Source organism: Sulfuricurvum kujiense DSM 16994 (assembly GCF_000183725.1).
Lineage (GTDB): Bacteria > Campylobacterota > Campylobacteria > Campylobacterales > Sulfurimonadaceae > Sulfuricurvum > Sulfuricurvum kujiense.
The window spans coordinates 145,983-165,463 of the sequence record NC_014762.1 but is presented as its reverse complement, the minus strand read 5'-3'; the positions used below and the strand labels follow the sequence as shown (position 1 = coordinate 165,463).

General features: G+C 46.1%; 19 protein-coding genes and 1 other RNA gene. 1 reads left to right on the top strand and 19 read right to left on the bottom strand.

The genetic code is table 11. The features are described 5' to 3' along the window. Positions 1-4 precede the first annotated feature (4 nt). From SULKU_RS00835 to SULKU_RS00755, 17 genes are all read right to left on the bottom strand, one after another. A complete protein-coding gene (locus SULKU_RS00835) occupies positions 5-1,354 on the bottom strand; it encodes an amidase (RefSeq protein ID WP_013459025.1) in 1,350 nt (449 codons plus the stop codon). Further along, positions 1,351-2,484: an N-acetyl sugar amidotransferase gene (locus SULKU_RS00830; RefSeq protein ID WP_013459024.1), complete on the bottom strand. Its 1,134-nt coding sequence runs from the start codon at positions 2,482-2,484 to the stop codon at positions 1,351-1,353. Before SULKU_RS00830 ends, SULKU_RS00835 begins: the two co-directional genes overlap by 4 nt. Next, positions 2,481-3,023: a GNAT family N-acetyltransferase gene (locus SULKU_RS00825; protein WP_013459023.1), complete on the bottom strand. Its 543-nt coding sequence runs from the start codon at positions 3,021-3,023 to the stop codon at positions 2,481-2,483. The genes SULKU_RS00830 and SULKU_RS00825 overlap by 4 nt, the downstream gene beginning before the upstream one ends. Further along, positions 3,020-4,321: a DegT/DnrJ/EryC1/StrS family aminotransferase gene (locus SULKU_RS00820; RefSeq protein ID WP_013459022.1), complete on the bottom strand. Its 1,302-nt coding sequence runs from the start codon at positions 4,319-4,321 to the stop codon at positions 3,020-3,022. The genes SULKU_RS00825 and SULKU_RS00820 overlap by 4 nt, the downstream gene beginning before the upstream one ends. Beyond that, entirely contained in the window at positions 4,318-5,265 is a 948-nt protein-coding gene (locus SULKU_RS00815; protein WP_013459021.1) for a Gfo/Idh/MocA family protein, read from the bottom strand. The genes SULKU_RS00820 and SULKU_RS00815 overlap by 4 nt, the downstream gene beginning before the upstream one ends. Continuing rightward, complete coding sequence (locus SULKU_RS00810; protein ID WP_041666705.1) at positions 5,258-6,277, bottom strand: glycosyltransferase family protein; 1,020 nt, start codon at positions 6,275-6,277, stop codon at positions 5,258-5,260. Before SULKU_RS00810 ends, SULKU_RS00815 begins: the two co-directional genes overlap by 8 nt. Continuing rightward, a complete protein-coding gene (pseI, locus tag SULKU_RS00805) occupies positions 6,259-7,293 on the bottom strand; it encodes a pseudaminic acid synthase (RefSeq protein WP_013459019.1) in 1,035 nt (344 codons plus the stop codon). Before pseI ends, SULKU_RS00810 begins: the two co-directional genes overlap by 19 nt. Further along, positions 7,290-7,757 carry a UDP-4-amino-4,6-dideoxy-N-acetyl-beta-L-altrosamine N-acetyltransferase gene (pseH, locus tag SULKU_RS00800; protein ID WP_013459018.1) on the bottom strand — a complete coding sequence of 156 codons (468 nt, stop codon included), beginning with the start codon at positions 7,755-7,757 and terminating at the stop codon, positions 7,290-7,292. Before pseH ends, pseI begins: the two co-directional genes overlap by 4 nt. After that, on the bottom strand, positions 7,723-8,532 hold the full coding sequence (gene pseG / locus SULKU_RS00795) for a UDP-2,4-diacetamido-2,4,6-trideoxy-beta-L-altropyranose hydrolase (protein ID WP_245535164.1): 810 nt from the start codon (positions 8,530-8,532) through the stop codon (positions 7,723-7,725). The genes pseH and pseG overlap by 35 nt, the downstream gene beginning before the upstream one ends. Positions 8,533-8,582: 50 nt before the next feature. Then, positions 8,583-9,269 carry a pseudaminic acid cytidylyltransferase gene (pseF, locus tag SULKU_RS00790; protein WP_013459016.1) on the bottom strand — a complete coding sequence of 229 codons (687 nt, stop codon included), beginning with the start codon at positions 9,267-9,269 and terminating at the stop codon, positions 8,583-8,585. A 10-nt stretch (positions 9,270-9,279) separates the two neighbouring features. Then, on the bottom strand, positions 9,280-10,407 hold the full coding sequence (gene pseC / locus SULKU_RS00785; protein ID WP_013459015.1) for a UDP-4-amino-4,6-dideoxy-N-acetyl-beta-L-altrosamine transaminase: 1,128 nt from the start codon (positions 10,405-10,407) through the stop codon (positions 9,280-9,282). After that, positions 10,404-11,411, bottom strand: coding sequence for a UDP-N-acetylglucosamine 4,6-dehydratase (inverting) (gene pseB / locus SULKU_RS00780; protein ID WP_013459014.1), 1,008 nt, complete (start codon positions 11,409-11,411; stop codon positions 10,404-10,406). The genes pseC and pseB overlap by 4 nt, the downstream gene beginning before the upstream one ends. Before the next feature lie 49 nt (positions 11,412-11,460). After that, the gene (locus SULKU_RS00775; protein ID WP_013459013.1) at positions 11,461-11,703 is read right to left on the bottom strand and encodes a hypothetical protein; all 243 of its coding nucleotides are present in this window, start codon (positions 11,701-11,703) and stop codon (positions 11,461-11,463) included. After that, entirely contained in the window at positions 11,690-13,402 is a 1,713-nt protein-coding gene (gene fliD / locus SULKU_RS00770) for a flagellar filament capping protein FliD (protein WP_013459012.1), read from the bottom strand. Before fliD ends, SULKU_RS00775 begins: the two co-directional genes overlap by 14 nt. Positions 13,403-13,503: 101 nt before the next feature. Further along, positions 13,504-14,190, bottom strand: a complete 687-nt coding sequence (locus SULKU_RS00765) for an SDR family oxidoreductase (RefSeq protein WP_013459011.1) — start codon at positions 14,188-14,190, stop codon at positions 13,504-13,506. Next, complete coding sequence (locus SULKU_RS00760; protein WP_013459010.1) at positions 14,172-15,191, bottom strand: SPL family radical SAM protein; 1,020 nt, start codon at positions 15,189-15,191, stop codon at positions 14,172-14,174. Before SULKU_RS00760 ends, SULKU_RS00765 begins: the two co-directional genes overlap by 19 nt. After that, entirely contained in the window at positions 15,160-15,945 is a 786-nt protein-coding gene (locus SULKU_RS00755; protein ID WP_013459009.1) for a 5'-methylthioadenosine/S-adenosylhomocysteine nucleosidase family protein, read from the bottom strand. The genes SULKU_RS00760 and SULKU_RS00755 overlap by 32 nt, the downstream gene beginning before the upstream one ends. 58 nt (positions 15,946-16,003) lie before the next feature. On the opposite strand from SULKU_RS00755, the gene ffs reads away from it, so the two are divergent. Then, positions 16,004-16,101, top strand: an RNA gene (gene ffs / locus SULKU_RS14620) — signal recognition particle sRNA small type. Positions 16,102-16,107: 6 nt separating this feature from the next. Here the strand turns inward: ffs and msrA are convergent. Together msrA and SULKU_RS00745 are read right to left on the bottom strand one after the other, a co-directional pair. Continuing rightward, positions 16,108-16,635: a peptide-methionine (S)-S-oxide reductase MsrA gene (gene msrA, locus SULKU_RS00750; RefSeq protein ID WP_041666839.1), complete on the bottom strand. Its 528-nt coding sequence runs from the start codon at positions 16,633-16,635 to the stop codon at positions 16,108-16,110. Positions 16,636-16,885: 250 nt separating this feature from the next. Then, positions 16,886-19,477 carry an ABC transporter substrate-binding protein gene (locus SULKU_RS00745; protein WP_013459007.1) on the bottom strand — a complete coding sequence of 864 codons (2,592 nt, stop codon included), beginning with the start codon at positions 19,475-19,477 and terminating at the stop codon, positions 16,886-16,888. Between the last annotated feature and the right edge of the window lie 4 nt (positions 19,478-19,481).

The following is a 19,481-nucleotide window of genomic DNA, read 5'->3' as shown; positions in this document are numbered from 1 at the left end:
TATTTCATTCCTTCGATTTAGAATTGGGGGTGATTGGTGAAACCATCGGCAAAATGCCCAAGAGCGCAAGATACTGTAAAAAATCAAGCAACAGTTTATCATTATATTTTCGTGAAACGGCACTTACCCCTATCGGCAAATGATTTTCTCCTTTTAAAACCGGCAAGGTCGCAATCGGTAATCCTAAATAAGTCCAGATCAAATTTGCATCAGGAATGTCCGATGTCGTCAACCCGATCGGTGCTTCATCAGCGGTAGCAAGGGTGATGAGGATGTCATACGAATCCATCCATGCATCAAATTCGCGTGTTTCACGCGATTGTTTTTCCAAAGCATCTTGGTACTCCTCTTTCGTTATACGCAATCCATCTTGGATAATATCATAAAAGATAGGACTCATCAGGGTGTGTTTTGCGTATTCTTCTTTGAAATAGTACGCAAGCGATTTATCGTAGATTGTCTGATGGGTCGCATGAATCGTATCGCAAAATTGGGGAAGCGTAACCGTCTGTACCTGCAAACAAGGAGATTTAAGACGCGCGCACCATGCCTCAAAGGCATTTTTGGCAGATTCAGAGGCTAAATCCCATTTAGGATGTTTGATGATGCCGATCCGATAAACTTTATCGGGGACAGAGACGTAATTATCAATGTATTGATGAACAAACTCGTAATTCTCGCCATGCACGCGGGATGCTTCAAACATCAACGCCAAATCACTAACACTTCGTGCAAAAAATCCGAGCGTATCCAACGAATCGGTCGTTTTCAATACACCGATACGGGGCAATACCCCAAACGTCGGTTTAAATCCATAGATACCGCAATAACTCGCAGGTCGGCTGATCGAACCTGCCGTTTGGCTGCCCAGTGCGACCGGAACCATCCCCGTTGCCACCGCAACGGCCGAACCGCTCGATGACGTCCCCGGTGATCGGCTCAAATCATGCGGGTTTCGGGTTTTATCCTGATAATGGACGGCAAACTCCGCCGTTACCGTTTTTCCGAGCATCACGGCACCGGAGCGGCGAAGATAATGGATCATCCGTGCATCGTTACCGGGGGTAAAGTCGCTCCACAACGGCGAGCCCATCTGTGTGGGCATATCAAAGGTGTTATAGATGTCCTTGACGCCGACGGGGATGCCGTAGAGGGGATAATCGTCTCGGTTATAGGTTCCGATTTTGGCAAGTTGCGCCTCAATCGCAGCCTCATCGAAATACTCCCATGCATTGACCATTGGATCAATTGCACGAATACGTTCGATGCAGCTTTGGGCGATCTCTTTGGGTGTTGTGGAGTTTGTTTTCAAACGCTCTAATAATTCAGTCGCAGTACAATCACTCAATCTCATCGGCACTCTCTGAATTTTCCTTGACGCATCGCTTTGAGGACATTGTTGTATTCTTCTTCGGTGATGTTCGCCATATCCAAAAATTCATCCAGATACGCGGGGCGCTGTTGGTCGTACTTTTTAGCGATTTCAAACCCCTCTTCACGAGTGAGCAATCCGGCACGGACATCGGCGCTTGCTTGATCGGTTCCCCGACCGAATCCCCGTTTAACGTACTTCATATGATCGTGCAGGGTTTCAAATTTGCACTCGTTCCCCTTGAACCCTTTGTAGTGTCCCGGACGATGCTCTTCACGCCAATCGTACTCTTTTTTGATAAACTCCATCTGACGCTCATCATCCCAAAAGAGATAATCCCCCAAATGCAATCCTACGACACCGACACGTTCGATATCCTCAAAACTCGGCAATTCAAACGGTTTGAGATCTTTGCGGGTGATCTCTTCGTCAATCATCTGCTCAGGATAGAGTTTGGCAGAGACTTTGGTGAAATAGTCACGGTCGAACTTTTGAACGTTATCGCGAAAATCGGCGCGACCGCTGCTCTCACACACCGATTCTCCCCAGATGAGGAGCGGAATGTTGAATTTGACGGCGATTTGGAGGGGAAATGCACCCACACCGGCGTGACAATGCCAGCAAGAATCTCCGATTTTATAAAACGATTTGACGAACAGTTTTTTTACCAATGCTTTATTCGGGGTGAACATGATATGGTCAATTTCAAGTTTTTCAAGGGCATTTTCGAGATTATAACGACCGATCTCCGAATACCAGTTATGGTTAAAGGTCACGGCAAGCGGTTTCATCCCGTACACTTTTTTGAGGACATGGAGTTGGAAAACGCTGTCTTTTCCTCCGCTGATCGGGATAATACAATCATAGTTGTCTCCCGATCTCTCTTTGTAACTCTCGAGGGTTTCACGAAGGACTTCTTCGCTTTTTTTCCAGTTTATCCGCATCTTTTGCTCTTGCGCACGACACGCTAAACAGATACCGAGTTCATCGAACTGCATCCCCTCGTTCGAGCTGGGCATACAGCAGCGGGTACAGTATTGAAGATACTCTTTGTACAACGGTTCGCCGTAATTATCCGGCGGTGTATCGGTAAAGATCATTTGTTTGGTCATAGAGTCTCCTTTTCAGAAACGGTGTTAAGTAATCCATATTCCACTATATCGGCTAAAACACCGTTTTTCCAAAGGGCTTCGCGCCGCCGCCCCTCCTCACTCATTCCGAGCTTCAACGCCAACTTTTGCATCCCGATATTCGCCTCATGGGTACCGCAATAGAGACGATGGAGCTTCAACGTACTAAAAGCATACTCCACCAAAAGCTTCCCCGCTTCATAGCCGATCCCTTTTCCATGAACAGAGGGATCTCCGATCAAAATTGCCAATTCGGCATTGCGATTTTTGAGTGAAATTTGCTGCAATGCGATATTACCGACATGACGATCATTCTCACGTAAACAGATCGCAAAAACGGCTGTGCTTGGGTTGTCCATCACGCTCTTTATATACGATTGTGCCATCTCTTTCGTATACAGAGTATCCCCGTGCGAGTTGTAACGGCATACGTCGGGATCGTTTAACCATAAAGGGTACGCGCCATCGGCATCACTCAGTTCAATCGGACGCAGATAAACACGCTCCCCCTCAAATTTCATACAAGCTCCGCTCTGTTGTCCCATACTTTGACAAAGGCTTGTACGACATCGTCCATATCCGCTTTGCCCATTCCAGGACGCATAAATTCATGGGTGACGAGGCGATTAAAATGCATCTCTTCGGTTATCGGACAGAGCCCTTTCGGGTAGGTAACTTCGCTGAGATTAAACGGATAACCGTCCCGTCCGAATGCGATTTTTTCCTGATAGAGAGGTTGAAGATAGAGCGGTTTGACATAGCCGTAGCTAAGCAGCACTACCGACTCCTCACGCAGCAATGTCGGAGGGAGTTCCGCTTTGACCGCATCGATAAAACGGTTGCGATGCATTCCTGCGACCTCTGCATCGAACTGCAACGGATGGACGTAAAACGCGTGTTTTGCCCCCTCGCGGATTTTGGTCGGCTTTATGCAGGGAATTTGTGCCAACTGTTCATTGAAATATGCAGTATTTTCGAGTCTTTGCGTCAGCAAAGAGGGAAGTTTTTTAAGCTGACAACGGGCGATAGACGCTTCAATCTCCGTCATTCGGTAGTTATAACCGACCATATTGATGAGTTCTGATTTATCTTTGATCCCACGTGCAGAGAGAACCGCTTCGGCATGGTTGCGGATAAGGCGGATTTTATCGGCTAAGACATCATCATCGGTAACGATGATTCCCCCCTCCCCGCTATGGATGTGTTTGTGGTAGTTGAGCGAATAGACCCCGATGTCACCGAGTGTTCCCGCATATTTTTCACCCAGCATCGCACCCGGAGCTTGCGCCGTATCTTCGATGACAAAAAGATTATATTTTTTCGCTAATGTGTTGATCGCTTCGACATCATAAGGCTGTCCGAAAATATCAACCACAATAATCGCTTTGGTTCGAGGGGTAATCTTGGTTTCGATACTTTTGACATCGAGACAATAAAAATCCTCTTCGATGTCGGCGAAGATAGGGATAGCACCGTACACCAATGCGGCAGTCGCCGAGGCACTCATAGTATAAGCGCTGACGATCACCTCATCCCCCGGACTGATTCCGCACGCTCCGATCGCTGCATAAAGCCCCGATGTCGCGGAGTTGACGCTGATCGCGTGTTTGACACCGAAATATGCTGCCCATTCCGATTCCAATGCACGCACTTCTGGACCGCCGAAAAAGTCATCATGCCATGTCCCCAAAAACGTCGAGAGCTTTCCACTGCGCAAGACACGCAAAACCGCCTCTTCTTCTTCGATTCCGATCGTGTTATAGGCGGGAAACGGTGTCGTGCGGAGTTTCTCTCCGCCGTTTATGGCGAGTTTCTTCATGGGTATACCTTGGCAAGCGTTTGAAAAATCATCTTGTGAATATGGAAATGCTCGCTCAGAATGTTTTTGCACGTCTCTTTGCTTTTACGGAGTAAAAATTCTACTGAATCATACGCATAATTGGAGAGATTCGTCGTCATACTCTCCTGCAATGCAAGGGAAAAATATCCCTCATAGGTCGATGGGACACGCGAATAGATTTCGATTTTATCCCCTCCGTCGAGTATTTTTATCACACCCGTTTCAAACCAAAAGGTTATCTCAAATAAAGAGTATGGCGGATGACTCAGAACCGAAATAGCTCCGTCACCGCGTTCGAGCGATATACCGAAATCTCCGCACAGATCATCATGGCAAAACGATGCACGAAACGGTTTTATCGAAGTAACATTGCCTAAAAAATGGCTCAACACGGCGATCATATGGGAACCGTTGTGGAGTAGCCCTTTGGTACAAACCCCTTGAAATCCTAATGATTTACCGAATTCTCCCTTTTGAATCCGCTCCGCGAGGTTGATAAAAGCACTATTGTATCGGCGAACGAAATGAACCAGTATTTTTTTATCACTGTGCATAAGAAGTGTGGAGAGGGAAGATAATTCCTCTTGGGTTGCAACAAGAGGTTTTTCACACAGTATCATGGAGCTATCGCTGCGTTTGAGCAAGGTGATCAGATCATAAAAATGGGATTTTGTCGGCGAAGAGATAGAGACAATATCATAAAGCTCATCGGTGCTAATCTCATCAATCGACCCATAATGGTGTACCTCTCCCCACCGCTCCATAAAGGCAAAAACATTGAGTTCTGAGGGTTCACAGATCGCATATAGCTGCGTATCCGGATGCTTTTTATAAGCATGTGCATGACTCGCAACCGTTTTTGATGTCGGAGAGTCGATAAGTCCGCCGATACTTCCGGCGCCGATGATCAGTGCTTTATACATTTCGCTCTTTTACAACTATAGTTTTTATAAATAAAGCAAAATCCATACCGAAATCATCACTACTCAAAGTCGAAGCAGTGAGAAGTTTAGGTGGGATTTTTAATAGAGAACGAACCTGCCGATCATTCGGAAGCGGGAGTAAAAATTCTCTGTTTTTCGAGGGGAGATACGAGAGGACGGGACGTCCTAAAAGTGCCGCGATATAGAGGGCCATCGTATCGAATCCAATGATCATCTTGGCACTCAAAAGCTGATCAGATAGCTCACATACCGCCGCATCATTGATTTGAACTCGGATATGGGGATAGGCTTTGAGGATCTTTTTATAACCGCTTCCATTATCACTAGGATGAAGCCGAATCGTAAGTCCCGCACATTCAAACCGATGAAAATTTTTCAATATCTCCTCTAGTGCACTGTATTGGGTAAATCCCCAGTAGTTTTTATCTCCGTAAGTACGCAACGCCACCGCATCGGTCGGCTCGCTCAAAAAGAGGAGGTTGTTGTTGGAATGAGGCTCTTTTTGACGAGCCTGAGCAATCGTATCCCGCAGATAAAAATTTTGAAATCCGACAGGGTTGGGGAGATTGAACGCTTCGGCAAGAGAGAGCGCTTTTTGATCCGAAACTGCCGTAAAATCTCCCAGATTCTCTTCCCAACCGCCCTCAGGAAATCCGAACCGCTCACGATAGTTGCTCCAATGATCCAAAAAAGCGACGCTCATAATGGCGTGTTCTTTGCAAAAACGGACATAGGGGCGCTCAATCTTCTCCTGCCATCCCGTTCCGAATAACAGCAGATCGGGCTGAATGGCACGAAACTGTTGTTCGGGATCACCGATTGGTGTGAAGGGGAGAGTATATCGTTCACACAGTCTTCCCATAGGACTTTGAGGCAGTGCAAAAATATGCCATGAGGCAAGGTCAAAATACTCGCGAATCAATGCGCACAGTATCTCCGAACTTCCCGCATCATGGGATACGACGGAAATCGTCATCCGATATGATCCCATGAAAGCGGGGTTCCTTTTATAGCGCCCGCTTTAAACGTTTTGCCCAGAATCTCTTTGAGATGTTTGGGCGCTAATCCGAAACCGGGGCGGACGGAGCGGACATTTTTATCGCTAATCACTTCACCCTCTTTGACATCTTCGGCGATAAACAAACTGCGGGAAAACTCGCGCGATTTCAAACTCTTCGGACTTAATTCGTAGGTCACTTTCCCCAACAGTTTTTCGGTGTCGCGTACCGCATCGACCATCATTTTAAATTCGTGCGGCTCCAGACTAAAGGCGCTATCCGCTCCCCCCATACCTCGATCAAGGATAAAATGCTTCTCGATCACCCGAGCCCCCAAAGCGACAGCAGCGATAGGGGCAGCCAAACTCATCGTGTGGTCACTCAACCCTACATTCACTCCGAAGCGAATTTTCATATCAGCTATCGTGAGGAGGTTCATCTCTTCCAGAGCGGCAGGATAAGCGGAGGTACATTTGAGCAACATAATCTGCTCGTTTCCGACACGTCGGCAGGCGTCCAACGCCTCTTCAATATCGCTGAGTGTGGCGATTCCGGTCGAGATGATGATCGGTTTTCCCTTAGCAGCCGTATACTCGATCAGCGGAATATCGGTGATCTCAAAACTGGCGATCTTATACGCGGGGACATCGAGCGATTCGAGAAAATCGACGGCACTCACATCAAAAGGGGAGGAAAATGCCGCCATCCCCAAACTTTTGGCATGATCGAAAAGAATAGGATGCCATTCCCACGGGGTCATCGCCTCTGCGTAGAGATCGTGAAATTTCCGTTTGTCCCACAGCGTTCCCTGCGAAATGGTGAACATTTCACTGTCGCAATCGAGAGTGATCGTATCGGGGGTATACGTTTGGAGTTTCACCGCATCCGCCCCCGCATCTTTCATCGCTGTGATCGTACGCAGTGCCGTATCGAGCGAGCCGTTGTGGTTGGCGGAGAGTTCGGCAATAATAAAGACTTTTTCATCTGTGTTATGGTGGGCAATATTCATTTTTTCAACTCCATAGTGATCATCTCTCTGCCGTTATAGTGTGTTCGATTTGTCTCGATAAAATCGAATTTTTCGTACAAATGTTTAGCCCGCTCGTTGTCGGCAAACACCGAGGCTATCAGTGTTCTCACGCTCAGTGATGTAAAACCGTACTCGATCACTGTACGCATCAAGTCTTCGCCGACTCCGCGTAACTCAGGGTTGGCATATATCCCGATTTCGGCAGAGTTTTGAGCAATATCGGTAAAATCGATCACACCGATATACCTATCTTCATCCTGAACCAAAAAATAGCGCTTATCCGCTCTATTTTTCAGGGATTCGACAAAACGCAGATGATTTTCTATCGAAATTTCCTCCGTATTCACCATCCAACGGCTAATATCGCTATGGTTGCGCCATGCTAACACCATCGTTAGCAGCTGCGTCTCAAGCGTTGTAAAATCGAGCAATCGCACCTGCATCCCACTCCTTTAACACGATATACCCCTCTTGCTGCAAATATACAACCATATCCTCTTGATTAGCCGCAGTTTGTACGGCTATAAACGGAACCTCCATAAACAGCACCTCATGCACCATTACACTGGGGGTGATAATCGCCAAGCGGCTTTGATGGAGCAATTGCGCGATCCGTGCTGAATCGATCTCCAAGGTGATATTTTTTCTCTCCTGCACACAGGTTTCCAATTCGCTCACATGCGGGTTACCCGATGTCGTTACGATACAGACACGCATCTCATCGCTTAGGGTTGAGAGAATATTCATCGTCGCATTGGTCGGATCGGTTCCCCCCATAGCAATAAAAACATCGTAGAGTTTTTCCCGCTTGACCTGCTTTTCGGTTTTAAACTCATCGCGTATCAGCGTATATTCCCCACCGCATCGGAGTTCACAATGTGGCGGAACCAACCCGACATATCGGTTTTTATCCGCTGAGATGTTGTGGTTGAGGAGGATATCACAATAGTGTTTTTCGTACGTGTCATCAAAAGAGAGAATACTAACACCGCACGCTTCTTTGATTTTTTTCTCGAATATCTCATCGATACCGTAGTGATCGAACACCACCCTATCGATACGCTGCTCTCGAATAAGCGCGATCAGTTCTTCAGGATCATTGGAATCTAATATATGGACGGGATAAGGGATGTGATCGATGATATTACCGCTCAAATTTTGACAGGCGAACCGTACCGAATCCTGCGAATATTGCGCGGCAAACACCACATCGCGCATAATGTGTCCTAACCCGATACTACTCGAAGAGTCGGCACGGATAAGGAGGTTCATAGCTCTTGAAGCACTTTGTGCATTAGCTCGGCGCGCGTCCAATCTTCCGGCGTATCGATGTCCTGTACCAGATGACGGGGCAAAACAATCGTTGTCGCCGCATCGGAGAAGATCGCTCTTCCCTCCAGCCATGCTTCAGCCGTTCCCCAATAAAATTGCCCCACATCGTGATACGCCTCTTCGAGATCTTGGCTGCGAGTGGCGAAATGTTCGGGATAAAACATCTCGATATTTCCCTCTTTATCGCGTTTAACTCCACGCTGAATCGGAAACGGGAATGTTGTAACAGGAAAGGCGTACTGTTTGTTATGGGTTATAAGGGCGTTATGGGCATCACGAATATCTTCCGCGCGGATAAACGGTGCCGTGGCATAGATACAGCAGGCGTATTCGATAACCGAATCGTTTTGAAGTGTTTGGATCGCGTGAGCGATGACGGGGATGGTAGCGGTGTGATCGTCGCTCAGCTCTTTGGGTCGCATAAACGGGATCTCGGCACCGTAACGGCGTGCCACGTCGGCGATCTCTTCATCATCGGTCGTGACCACGATACGATCAAACAGCCCCGATTCCTGAGCCGCTTTGATACTGTGGGCGATGATAGGAAGACCCGCAAACGTTTTAATATTTTTTCGGGGGATCCGTTTGCTTCCGCCTCGGGCGGGGATAATGGCGACGCGCATGAATGCTCCTTTAAAAACTGCACTCTCTATGGGAATAGTGTTCCATCACTTCAAGAACCGTATCGGCGACGATCCGTGCATCCTCCATGCTCATCTTCTGATGACACGGAATGGAAAGGGAGCTTTTGTAAAAGTGCTCCGTATTCGCCAATCGCTGTTCGCCGAAACGCTCTTTGTAAAAACTGTTTTGGTAGATCGGTTTGTAGTGAACTTGAACCCCTAATCCGCGTGTTTGCAATTCGGTAAAAACATCCTCTTTCGAACAGTGCAGTGCAGGGGATAAGAGTAACGGATAAAGATGCCGCGCACTCTGCTCATCCGCATCAATCGCAATCGTCGCGAATAGTTTATGCCCTGCAAAACGCTCATCGTAATAACGGGCGATTTCATTGCGTGTTGCCAAAAAACGATCCAGTTTGTGGAGCTGTGAAAGTCCCAACGCAGCGGCAAATTCGGTGAGGCGGAAATTATGCCCCAAACTCACCATATCGGAGTTCCAAAGCTGTTTTTTGATGATGCCGTGTGAGCGGAAGAGTTTGAGTTTTTGGGCGAACGCTTCGTCATTGGTGACAACCGCACCCCCCTCTCCCGTGGTAATCGGTTTGATCGCATGGAAACTAAAAATCGTCATGTCGGCAAAAGAACCGATTCTTTGAGTGCCGATACCGCTTCCCAAAGCATGGGAAGAATCTTCAATGACGAGGAGATTGTGCTTTTTGGCTATCGCTTTGATCGCCTCTATCGCAACCGGCTTGCCGGCGAAATCGACGGGGACGAGTGCGCGGGTTCGTGGAGTGATGAGCGATTCGATCAACGATTCGTCGATGTTTCCGTCCGTTTTAACATCGCAGAAAACGGGTTTTGCTCCCAATGCAATCGCCATGTTCGACGTTGCGACAAAACTGATCGGAGTTGTGATAATCTCATCATTTTCACCGATCTCGGCAACGGCATAGGCACCCAACAACGCGGAGGTGGCGGAGTTAAACGCGACACAAAAACGCGCTCCGACATACTCGGCAATCGCAGCTTCAAACTCCTCAACTTTCGCTCCTTGGGTTAGATGCGAGCTTTTGAGCACATCGACAACGGCGGCAATATCATCCTCTTCGATAAACTGTGTGGAATACGGGATCATTTTTCCTCATTTTCCGTCAATGCGATTTTCTCTAACAGTGCTTCAGGTGTGAGCCAGTCGGTATTCGTTTCAGAACTGTACTTAAACCCGTATTCGACCGGTGTTCCGATCTCCCCGCAATTGTTTTTCGCAAAATCGGCCGCTTCGGTAAATTGGATCGTCGGTTTGATCACGTAATGGTCGTGAAATTCCAATGTGAGATGGGAATCATCACGCGGACACATCACTTCGTGCATTTTCTCACCCGGACGAATCCCAACATTTTTATGAGGAAGATGCGGAGCGATCGCGGTAGCAACATCCACCACTTTCATCGAGGGAATTTTCGGGATAAAGGTCTCTCCTCCGTGCATACGCTGAAAATTTTTCAACACGAAATCGACCCCCTCTTGGAGAGTGATCCAAAATCGTGTCATCCGCTCATCGGTAATAGGAAGTTCTTTTGCCCCCTCAGCGATCAGCTTTTGAAAAAACGGAACAACCGATCCGCGAGAGCCCAAAACATTCCCATAACGGACAACGGCAAAACGTATATCTTTCCCGCCGCGAATATTGTTTGCCGCGACAAATAGCTTATCGGATGCGAGTTTGGTAGCGCCGTAGAGGTTGATAGGACTGGCGGCTTTATCGGTGGAGAGGGCAATCACACGGCTAACACCGCAATGGAGTGCGGCATCGATGACGTTTTGCGCCCCGTTGATATTCGTTTTGATACACTCCATCGGATTGTACTCGGCGATAGGAACATGTTTGAGCGCTGCGGCATGTACCACATAATCGACACCGCTCATAGCACTTTCCAGTCGTGAAAGATCACGGACATCTCCGATAAAATAACGCATACACGGGTCATTAAACCGCTGTGCCATTTCGTATTGTTTGAGTTCGTCACGGGAGTAGATGATGATTTTATTGGGTTTGTAGCGTTTTAAAATCGTTTTTACGAATTGCTTTCCGAAGCTTCCAGTTCCACCGGTGATAAGAATATTTTTTCCGTTGAGCATACTATTCCCTTTTTACATTGAAAAAAGAAAAGCAATAAAAATACCAACTTTAAACTACATTATTTTTATAGAAGTGACTATGCCGCTTTCTCTCCTCAACCAAACGTTCCCTTATTTCCAATACGGTCGCTTCGGCATCCATTGTTTGCAAAAGTACATCTCTTATCTCTTCCTCCCTTTCAAAGACGGGAAGCGATCGGATCAATGCTTGGATCTGCCCCATATTCTTTGAATTAATCGCTTTTTGAAAAGCTTCAGACCACTCTTCTACATTTATCTTAATTATTGGCATTTGCAGCCGCATCAATTTGTTGCTGGAGAGCTGAAAACTGGGAGTTTAATTTGCTGATCATAGAATCATAGGCCGCAAATTTTGCCGTTAATGTCGCGTATCGTGCTTCTAGCAATTTAACCGCTTTTGCCCGTTCTTCATTTAAAGACGTTGTTGCGCTTTTTGTATCGGTTACCAAGTTGGTAACGGTACCGGAAGAACCGACATAGCTTGTCATCAGATCAGAAAGTGTCGTAAATACACCTTTTGTATAGGTTTCACTTCCTACGGAATTTACCGTAGTTTTTCCGCTAAAAAAGGCTTCTGTCCCTTCCGGATCAGCATCCATTTTTTCAGTAAAAACACTTTTATCAAACGTCATTGTCCCGTCACGGGTCAAATCGATACCGTAATTCGCTAACGAAGACCCTTTTGAATCGACCGAATTGATCATTTTGGTAATTTCTCGACCGATATTGCGGATCGTATTGTCACCGTTAAAAATACCGACTGTCCCTGCTTCGCTATCGGAAGAGAGCATACTGTCAAGTTGTTGCTGCAATGTGTTATAACTGCTGACAAGTCCTTCAAGCTCCGTTGCAATCTGATCTCGATCCTGAGAAATCGAAATATTCGAACTTCCCCCGTCTTGAAGCAAATTAATGGTTAATCCCGTCGCAATATCGGTTATCGTATTGGTGGATCTAGTCATGGCGATCCCGTCAAAGGTAAATGACGCGTCTTGCCCGTTTTGTACCGTATTGACCAAACCGCCCTTATCGGTCGTCCCCGTCATAACGCCCACCAATCCTGTTCCGCTGGACGGTGTATCCGTAATGGTTATTGCACTCCCTTCCGTTCCGTCTTTAGGCGTTAATACCATACGATAATCATTCGCTCCGTATTGTACGATGCTTGCCGATATTTTGCCGCTAAGAGTGGAGTCATTGTTAATGTTATCGACCATTTGCTCTAGGGTTGTCGTATCATCGTACGCAAAATTGTATCCGACCCCTCCGACATTAACACTCATCGTACCCGCTGCTCCGGTATTGGCTATAAAATCATCGGCGGCAATAAAGGAGCCTGAAGCAACCCCTTCGCTCACTAAATTGTTATTTTTTAAATTACCGGATATATCCGTTAAAGAGATGGTCTGCTCTTTTCCCGTTACCTTCGAGGTTACCACCAAACTGTAAGCCGATGTCCCGGTCTGAAGAACGCTTGCGCTCACGTCTGATCCGGCGGCATCATTGATAGACTGCTTGATGTCATCCAACGTCGTTGTCGCCGTGTAGTCGATCGTGTAATTTTTACCGCTGATATTAAGATTCAGCTTTCCGTCCGTATTGGCGATTTTATCGGTGTTAGAGGAAAAAGAAGCCGATTGCACTACATTTTTTTTCGCGATATTGGTAATTCCGATTGAAAAATCACGTATCTGGCTACCTGCACTCGCACTCACGCTCACACCGTCATTCGTGCCGCTTACCGATCTTTTTTGGTACAAACTGTCATTATCAAGGGCATTGACACTGCTTTTAAAGGTTGTCAATAAACTGTTTAAAAGATCTAAAGCCTGAGATTTTTGCTTATTGAGAGATATTTTGCTATCGAACGGCGTAACACTTACGGCTTCATCACTTGCTTTTAATTTATCAATAAGATCCGCTGTTAAAACGCCCGATCCCAATCCGAGTGAATTTATTGTTCCTGACATGGCAAATCCTTTTACTCGATATTGCTTACTTAAACTAATATATCGACCGAAACGTTCAAAAGTTTAATGTTTTAGAGACAAAGCAAAAAAGGTTCCGCCGACTATTTTTTCGTTATCCCGAAACGTTGTGAGCGAATGGTCATTTCGGTCACGCAAATCCCCTCGCGTGTATCCAGTAGGTATTGAACCGCTTGTGCGATATCGGAGGTCAACAGTTTCGTATCGTCCTCTTTTCCCACCCCGAATCTAAATCCGTCAAAAAACGGCGTTTCCGTCATATCGGGATTGATCGTAACGACTTTAACTCCGGCGTTTCGGGTCTCTTCGAAAAGTGTCAGTCCGAATGCCCGAAGTCCCGCTTTGGTCGCACTGTAAAGAGCGGAAAATTTTGAATGGCGCGTCGCTTCGATCGAAGTGATGTTGATGATCATCCCTTTTGTTTTTTTAAGAGGACGCATCAAGGCGTTCGCCAGTAAAATCGGGGTAGTCAGATTGAGCGAAATCATGTCGGTAATCGTTTTAGAGCTGAGTTCTTCATGCGGCTCAAACCGTCCAAATCCGGCTGCATTGACGAGAATCTCCAGATCCTCTATCTCTGTCAGTTTTTTTTGGAGGATATCGACCACTGCCAAATCACTCAAATCACAGGGCAAATGTTCAAAGAGAGGATGGTGGATATCTCCTCGCCGGCGGCTGAGACCTATAACGTTATACCCGTTTTGAAGCAATATCTGGGCTATCGCTTCCCCGATCCCCGAACTCGTTCCCGTTACGATTGCCGTTGCCATGTTCTAATCCTCTCTTGCGGTAGATACTGTGTTGCTTTTGCCAGCAAAGTCTCTAAAATATACGATTCAACTGTTTCGGGATAAGTTGCCATCTCATCTTTTACCGTGTAGGGGAAAAATGCCACATCGCTGCGGCGGAGTTTTTTGAGGGAACGAAGATGGCTTTGGCTCATTCGAAAACTCCCCAATGTAAGGTGCTCGATTGATTCAGGATCAATTGTAGCGAAAATTGTCTCAATCAGTTGTGGATAAAGGCTATCGAAGTTTTCCGTATAGATAACCGGATCGATACATAGACGTACTTTCCATCCTAATTGGATCGCTTCGCGTACTGCAGACAACCGCTTTTGAAGCGATGGGGTAGCGTGTTCGTATCGATCGATTATCTCCTGCGGCGAGAGGGTCCACGCCAATGTCACCCGATCATTGGGTATATTATTTTTGAGTGCTTTGATATTGGCACTTTTGGTACGGATTTCAAGATGAAGCTTTTCATTCTGTGCCGCAAAATCCAACCAACTTTTTGTTTGGTGTGTTAGCGATTCGATGGCCATCGTATCGGTATCATACGAGGTCGCAACAAGGGTATCCTCCCCTAAATAAGGGGTCAATTGTTCAAACGCGTCCTCGAGATTGACGAATAACACCGTGTTAGCCGATGGGTACAGTCCCTGAAGATAGCAGTAGTCGCAGTCGTATAAGCACCCCATAACGCTGGAAGCGTAAAAAAACTGCTTTATTCCGAATCCGTCGCTGTATTGGCTCCCCTCATGCAGGAATTTTCCCTCTTTACGGGCTAAAATCAGTTTTTTAGCGCTGCTTTGGGCGGCAAAACTCTGTGCGGAGCGGTTAAAAACCTCTTTGTAGTGCTCAATTACGATGACCTGCGAATCGGAAAATTTGACACGGATCATTTGGGTCTGCGGATGCTCCAATATCCCTCTTTCGATATAAAGATGCGAAAAGAGTTTAGGCTGTGAGGGCAATGATGAGTGTTTCAAGCAATTGGCTCCTTTCGCGTTTGGAATGGGGAATGTCATGATCGATTTTGAGGGATTGTTCCGGATTTTTTAGCCGAAAATAGTTCAACGCATCTTCCAGAGCATCCCCCTGACTTTTGGTAAAGTGCCCTTTTAAGGCATCAATTTTTTGCCTCTCTTCAGATGTAAACAGCAAAGAATCGACTTGAACCGATTGGAGATTGCGTATGAGTTCGTCCAAGGTCTTCACATGAGAGCGCACAAGATCCATAGCCCCCTCTTTCGTCACGCTTTCGGGTGTAAAATGGTCCGATACTATTTTAATAAATGCCATTTGATGAAGCTTGAAAAAACGGGATGCGGCCTGAAAGAGGGCGCTGCTCTCCATATCGACAGGATAATCGCGGACTATTGACTGGGGAGAATTTATACACACGAGCGATGATTCCCGAAGAGTATGAGGGTAAAGGATATCGGGATAATAGCGCCGTTCCCCCTCAAAGATTTGGTGGATCAAAAGGGCTTCGCCGATCGTATACTCTGAGGGTGCACCGCAGATTCCGATATTAATCAAAATATCTCCCGTTTCAGGAATCCGCCATCCCAGCAGAGCACTGAGCGCCATCATCGTATTGGCTTTACCGATCCCGCCCACCAAAAGCGTCATCTCATCATTTCGATAAAGGGTATAAGGGAGCGACGAATCGCGTTTGAGACGGTAATGATCCCATAAAGGTTTGGCTTCGGCATCGAGTGCGGTAATTAGATAAATCATAGATTTATTATAGCACCATCTTGCATTTGCAGGTTTAAACGGCTATAATTCGCCAACTCTTCTAGACCTGTGCAAGGGTGTGGACGGACAACGTGTCAGGGTAGGAATACAGCAGCACACCCGTTCATGTTTTGTGCCGCAGGTATCTGGGAGAGCCACTTTTTAGCTCCTTTTGACTTTATCCCCAAATTTTTTCATAAACTTTTCAATTTTCGGTGCAATTACCGCATAACAGTACCCTTGCGTCGGATGCTCGCTGTAATAGTCTTGATGATACTCCTCCGCTACAAAAAATTCCGGTGCGGGTGAGCGTTCGGTCACAATCGGATCAGTCCAATTTTTTTGCGCCTGAGCAATAGAAGCCTCCGCTTTTTCTTTTTGTACCTCATCGTAATAATAGATGACGGAACGGTACTGTGTCCCTCTATCCGCCCCTTGAGCATTAAGAGTGGTAGGATCATGGATTGCCCAAAAGATCTCTAAAATCTCTTCATACGAAATAACGGCAGAATCATACGTTACCTCTACAACCTCCGCATGTCCGGTAGCACCGCTGCATACCTGCTCATAACTCGGATGTTTACGTGCACCCCCCGCATACCCGCTGATTGCACTTTGAACCCCGATGACACGATTATAGACTGCTTCGATACACCAAAAACATCCGCCCCCGATCAACGCTTTTTCCATTGTTCCCATATTCACTCTTTTTTAGAGGGATTATCTATCCGATCCACTGTAAATGTGTTGAAGGATGCGTGCTGCTTCATCATTTTAAGTTACCGTCCCGTAACTTTTCGCCGATACACTTGCATTTGAAAATCAAATATAAGGAGACCCAAATGGAAAAATTGACACCGTTAGAAAAAACATTGGTTAAAAAACTACGTCAATCAAAACGCGCCCGCTGGATGGTGGATTAATTAACCAAAGATTGCGCTCACAGTGAGCCGTCTGTACTTTCTCTCTTCAACACTTTATTCTCTTCCGTATCCTTTTTTTGCTCACGATTAAGCCGAATCTCAAAACATGCCCCTTTACTCGTGTTATAAACACTCAGTTTCCCTAAAAAATGTTTCTCAATAATCATTTTGGCCATATAGAGCCCGATTCCCGTCCCTTGGGATTCAAATTTTGTCGTAAAATAAGGATCGAAAATCTTGTCGATTATCGACGCATCAATCCCGCCCCCCGTATCTTCGATACTGATCGTACAATAGCGCTTATCGTTCTCGCAGCGAATATAAATAATCCGTTCATTACCGCGGCGCTGTTCAATCGCTTCACGGGCGTTATTGACCAGATTGATGATCACCTGCTTGAGTTCATTCGGGTAAACCAGTACTTCAATCAAAGGATCGATTTCATGCTTAACGGTTATTTTTTTACGAACAAGCAAAGGTCCTAATAACGCTTCGACATCATTAACCATTGCGGCGATATTCACAGGTATTTGGCTTCGGTCCTGTTTGAAAAAATTGCGAAAATCGTCAATGGTCTGAGACATATATTCAATTTGTGCTTCAGCGATTTCAATCACTTTCGCCGATTCGCTTTTCCCACTCAAAGCACAACTCAGATTCAACCGTGTCATGGAAAGTCCCAGAATATTTAACGGCTGGCGCCACTGATGGGCAATCGATTCAAGCATTGAACCGATTTCCGCCATTTTGGCCTGCTGCATCAGCAGTTTTTCCTGCTTCCGATTTTTTTCAACCGCTTTGTCAACTTCATCCTGAAGCCGTTGATTAAACGTCTCCAGCTCACCCGTACGCTGGCGTACCAGTACATCCAATCGGTGATTTTTATAAGCCACCAGAAAAAACAATAAAGCCATAAACCCTGCGATTCCCCATACTAGACGATAATTGACAGGCTCATCGTGTTTCATCTCAAGCCAGTGCCCGTGTATCTCTTCATATTCCGCAGGGGTAACAGAAGCCAGTACTTTGTCGGATATTGAGGCCATGATCCCCCAATCCTTGCGAAAGGCAAAAGCGAGTTCGTATCGAAACGGCGTCTCTCCCACCACTTTAATATTTTTGAGATTGTGCCGTTCTATCAAATAACTCACGACACTTAACCCTTCGATGCAGGCATACGCTTCCCCTGAAGCGACTTTTTTGAGTGCTTCCAGGGAACTGTCGGCTAAAACCGGAATGATCTTTGGATAATAGGTTCGTAAATACTCTTCACTTGCGTAGGAACGGACGACAGCAACTTTTTTCCCGTTCAAATCATTTAAATCGTTAACGTATCCGACATTTGAATTGGTTACGATGACCACCGTTTGTTTCAAATACGGACGGCTGAATCTCAGTTTATCATTTCTATTATCGGCAATTGCGGCACACGAGAGCATATCAAGTTCTTTGTTATTGACTGCCCGGATCGAATCGCTCCAAAGCGGCCGACTGTAATCAACGTCAAAACGGACCCCCAGCCGCTTTTCGAGAAAATGCAGATACGACGCACTGATTCCCGTATATCTCCCTTTTTCGTCAACCGATTCAATAGGGGGCCAATTATGATCTACCCCGACACGAATGACCGGATGCATTTTTAACCACTCTTTTTCTTGATCGCTCAAATGCAGTTTATCATGCTTATACAGCAAAGGTTCAAACGGAGGAATCGCTTTCACCGCCCCCATAAGCCGATAGCCCTGTGCAATAAGCTCCAGCCGGCTCTGATCAATCGTTCCAAAAGGGGTATTGGGGCGAAATGCAAGTTCTTTGAGGACTTTCCCCTCATAAATCAAGGCTTCCAGAGATTTATGCTGAGGATTATACTTTCGATAAATCAGTGCGGCTGTCTCTTCGATATGGTCAAACGCCCAGAGCCATCCTTGTATTGACGCATTGTAAAAAGCCTCTACCCGTTCAGGATGGCGGACAGTCTCCTCTTTACTTGTAAATAGAATATCGCTGTAATAATTAAATCCGTAGTTTTTCGGATCTATTGCATAGGTTTCTAACCCTGCTTGTTTTAAAATAAACGGTTCGTTTGAAACATAAGCGACCATCGCATCGGTTTCACGACGGGATAACGACATAGAATCATACGAATGAGGCTGCACTATCAAATCTTTTGTGCTCATACCGATGCTTCGAAGCATTGCCTGAATTTCAGCCCATTGAACCATATCATCGGTTAACATGACCCGTTTGTTCTTTAAATCTTTAGGACCGGTAATATTCGCATCTTTGCGTGTCAACAAAATCATGGGGGAAGATTGATACGCGGCTGCCATCAGGACGATCGGTGCACCGTTAATATAATTAACGATCAACGAAGAGTGTCCCACTCCGTATTGCGCCCTACCGTCCAAAACACTTTTTAATGATGCCTCTTTCTTATTGGCGTCCAAGATGGTAACATCTAAACCCTCATCCGAGAAATACCCTTTTTCTTTGGCAACATAATATCCGGCAAACTGGAACTGATGGAGCCATGGCAACTGTAGAGTCACCTTTTCTACACCCCAGAGCGAAACTGTAAAAATGAGTAAAAATAAAAAAAGTTTTTTCATGTTT

Coding starts and splice junctions, on each gene's coding strand:
- SULKU_RS00835 (WP_013459025.1), bottom strand. CDS start 1,354: ATGAGATTGAGTGATTGTACTGCGACTGAATTATTAGAGCGTTTGAAA.
- SULKU_RS00830 (WP_013459024.1), bottom strand. CDS start 2,484: ATGACCAAACAAATGATCTTTACCGATACACCGCCGGATAATTACGGC.
- SULKU_RS00825 (WP_013459023.1), bottom strand. CDS start 3,023: ATGAAATTTGAGGGGGAGCGTGTTTATCTGCGTCCGATTGAACTGAGT.
- SULKU_RS00820 (WP_013459022.1), bottom strand. CDS start 4,321: ATGAAGAAACTCGCCATAAACGGCGGAGAGAAACTCCGCACGACACCG.
- SULKU_RS00815 (WP_013459021.1), bottom strand. CDS start 5,265: ATGTATAAAGCACTGATCATCGGCGCCGGAAGTATCGGCGGACTTATC.
- SULKU_RS00810 (WP_041666705.1), bottom strand. CDS start 6,277: ATGGGATCATATCGGATGACGATTTCCGTCGTATCCCATGATGCGGGA.
- pseI (WP_013459019.1), bottom strand. CDS start 7,293: ATGAATATTGCCCACCATAACACAGATGAAAAAGTCTTTATTATTGCC.
- pseH (WP_013459018.1), bottom strand. CDS start 7,757: ATGCAGGTGCGATTGCTCGATTTTACAACGCTTGAGACGCAGCTGCTA.
- pseG (WP_245535164.1), bottom strand. CDS start 8,532: ATGCGCGATGTGGTGTTTGCCGCGCAATATTCGCAGGATTCGGTACGG.
- pseF (WP_013459016.1), bottom strand. CDS start 9,269: ATGCGCGTCGCCATTATCCCCGCCCGAGGCGGAAGCAAACGGATCCCC.
- pseC (WP_013459015.1), bottom strand. CDS start 10,407: ATGATCCCGTATTCCACACAGTTTATCGAAGAGGATGATATTGCCGCC.
- pseB (WP_013459014.1), bottom strand. CDS start 11,411: ATGCTCAACGGAAAAAATATTCTTATCACCGGTGGAACTGGAAGCTTC.
- SULKU_RS00775 (WP_013459013.1), bottom strand. CDS start 11,703: ATGCCAATAATTAAGATAAATGTAGAAGAGTGGTCTGAAGCTTTTCAA.
- fliD (WP_013459012.1), bottom strand. CDS start 13,402: ATGTCAGGAACAATAAATTCACTCGGATTGGGATCGGGCGTTTTAACA.
- SULKU_RS00765 (WP_013459011.1), bottom strand. CDS start 14,190: ATGGCAACGGCAATCGTAACGGGAACGAGTTCGGGGATCGGGGAAGCG.
- SULKU_RS00755 (WP_013459009.1), bottom strand. CDS start 15,945: ATGATTTATCTAATTACCGCACTCGATGCCGAAGCCAAACCTTTATGG.
- msrA (WP_041666839.1), bottom strand. CDS start 16,635: ATGGAAAAAGCGTTGATCGGGGGCGGATGTTTTTGGTGTATCGAAGCA.
- SULKU_RS00745 (WP_013459007.1), bottom strand. CDS start 19,477: ATGAAAAAACTTTTTTTATTTTTACTCATTTTTACAGTTTCGCTCTGG.